Origin of the sequence: Pseudonocardia pini (assembly GCF_013870575.1) — a bacterium.
Taxonomy (GTDB): Bacteria; Actinomycetota; Actinomycetes; order Mycobacteriales; family Pseudonocardiaceae; genus Pseudonocardia; species Pseudonocardia pini.
The window spans coordinates 1-2521 of the sequence record NZ_JACBXB010000794.1; the positions used below are offsets into that span (position 1 = coordinate 1).

The 2521-nt window shown below is 72.2% G+C and carries 2 protein-coding genes; both read left to right on the plus strand.

The window, feature by feature from the left end:
* Positions 1–2248 (plus strand): rifamycin-inactivating phosphotransferase (gene rph / locus H5J29_RS29020; protein WP_181784164.1); only part of this gene is annotated, 2248 nt, incomplete at its 5' end.
* Between the two features lie 10 nt (positions 2249–2258).
* Positions 2259–2521, plus strand: a 263-nt coding sequence (locus tag H5J29_RS29025) for a hypothetical protein (RefSeq protein WP_220188070.1), incomplete at its 3' end; no start/stop codon positions are given.

Genomic DNA, 2521 nt, shown 5'->3' on the forward strand with positions numbered 1-2521 from the left:
GCTCGGGCCCTGCGCCGTCCGGTCGAGCGCGACGGCCGAGGACCTGCCGACGGCGTCCTTCGCCGGCCAGCAGGACTCCTACCTCAACGTCGTGGGCGCGGCGGCGGTCCTCGAGCACGTCCGGCGGTGCTGGGCCTCGCTGTTCACCGAGCGGGCCGTCACCTACCGGCTGCACAACGGCTTCGACCATCGCCGGGTCCACATGGCCGTCGTGGTGCAGGCGATGGTCGCGCCCGAGGCGGCGGGGATCCTGTTCACGGCCGATCCCGTGACCTCGAACCGGACGATCTCCACGGTGGACGCCACCTGGGGGCTCGGCGACGCGCTGGTCTCGGGCGTGGTGAACGCGGACGTCTACACGGTGCGGGCGGACGAGGTCGTCGCACGGACGATCGGGGCCAAGCAGCATGCCGTGCACGCGGTCGCGGGCGGCGGCACGGCGGAGCGGGCGGTCGAGCCGCAGGCGCAGAGCCTGCCGGTCCTGACGGACGCGCAGGTCCTGCGGCTGGTACGGCTCGGCAGGCGGATCGAGGCGCACTTCGCTCGCCCGCAGGACATCGAGTGGTGCCTGGTCGACGAGGACTTCCTCGTCGTCCAGAGCAGGCCGATCACCACCCTGTTCCCCGTCCCGGAGACGGACGACGGGGCGAACCACGTGTACGTCTCCGTGGGCCACCAACAGATGATGACCGACGCGATGAAGCCCCTCGGCCTCTCGTTCTGGCAGCGCACGACCCCGCGGCCGATGGCGGAGGCGGGCAACAGGCTGTTCGTCGACGTCGCGCCCGCGCTGGTCTCCCCGGCGACCCGCGCGGCCTTCCTCGACGGCTTCGGACAGTCCGATCCGCTGATCGGGGACGCGTTGCGGACCGTGGTCGACCGCGGCTTCCTGGGCGAGCTCGAGCCGGCCGCACCCGTCGGGACGCAGGCGAAACCGGCGCTGATCGAGGCGGACCCGGCGCTGGTAGCCGAGCTCGTCGAGCACAGTCGGGCGTCGGTCGCCGCCGCGGAGCGAGACATCCGGGCCCTGTCCGGGCCCGCCCTGTTCGACTTCCTCCTGACCGACATCGAGGAGATGCGACGGGTCCTGTTCGAGCCCCGGAGCATCCAGGTGATCATGGCCGGGATGGAGGCGACGTGGTGGCTCAACGACCACCTCCAGGAGTGGCTGGGTGAGCGGAACGTGGCCGACACCCTCACCCAGTCCGTCCCGCACAACGTGACGTCGGAGATGGGGCTCGCGCTGCTGGACGTCGCGGACGTCATGCGCCCGGAGCCGGCGGTGGTGGCCTACCTCGACGAGGACGGCTTCTCCCTCGACGGGCTCGGCCGGGTCGACCCGGCGGCGCGGGCGGCCCTCGAGGGCTTCCTCGACCGGTACGGGATGCGTTGCGCGGGCGAGATCGACATCACGAGGCCGCGCTGGAGCGAGGAGCCCGCCACCCTCGTGTCCACGATCCTCGGCAACATCAAGAACAACGAGCCGGGCGCGGCGGAGCGGCTCTTCGAGCAGGGGCGCCGGCTGGCCCGGGAGAAGGAGGAGGACCTGCTGCCGCGTCTGCGGGCCCTGCCGGACGGAGCGCGCAAGGCGGCGGAGACCAAGGCGATGATCGACCGCGTCCGCACGTTCGCGGGGTACCGCGAGTACCCCAAGTACGCGATGATCCACCGCTACTTCGTGTACAAGCAGGCTCTGGTCCGTGAGGCCGAGCGGCTCGTGCGGGACCACGTCGTGCGTGAGGTCGACGACGTCTTCCACCTCCGGTTCGAGGAGTTCCACGAGGTCGTGCGCACGAACCGCGCGGACGAAGAGCTGATCGCCGCGCGGCGGGCGGAGTTCCGGGTCTCCCAGGGACTCACGCCGCCGCGGGTGTCCACCTCGGAGGGCGAGGTCGTCACCGGCACCTACCACCGCGACGACCTGCCGCCCGGCGCGCTGGCAGGCCTCCCGGTGTCCGCCGGGACCGTGGAGGGGCGGGCCCGGGTCATCACGGACATGGCAGAGGCGGATCTCGAGGCGGGCGACATCCTCGTCACGGCCTACACCGACCCCAGCTGGACCCCGCTCTTCGTGGGGATCACCGGCCTCGTGACCGAGGTGGGCGGCCTGATGACCCACGGCGCGGTCATCGCCAGGGAGTACGGCCTGCCGGCCGTCGTGGGGGTGGAGAACGCGACCCGGCTCATCCCGGACCGGCACCGCATCCGGGTGCACGGGACGGAGGGGTTCGTGGAGCTCCTGACCTAAGGTCGCTGCGATGGAGTTCGAGTTCCACACCCGCCGCCCGGCTCCTCCCCTGGAGCCGTTCGTGGAGTCCGTGTGGTTCGCGCGCGGGCAGATCCCCTACCGGCGGGAACGGATCGCGCCGACGGGTTCCACGGTGGCGGTGCTCGTCCTCGGCTCCCCCATCCTGCAGATCCCGCGGAACGGGGCGGGCGAGGCGCTGCTCGCCACGGAGGGTTGGCTGGCGGGGCCGCACGAGGGCCCGGTGATCAACGCGCCGACCGCGGAGACGCTCGC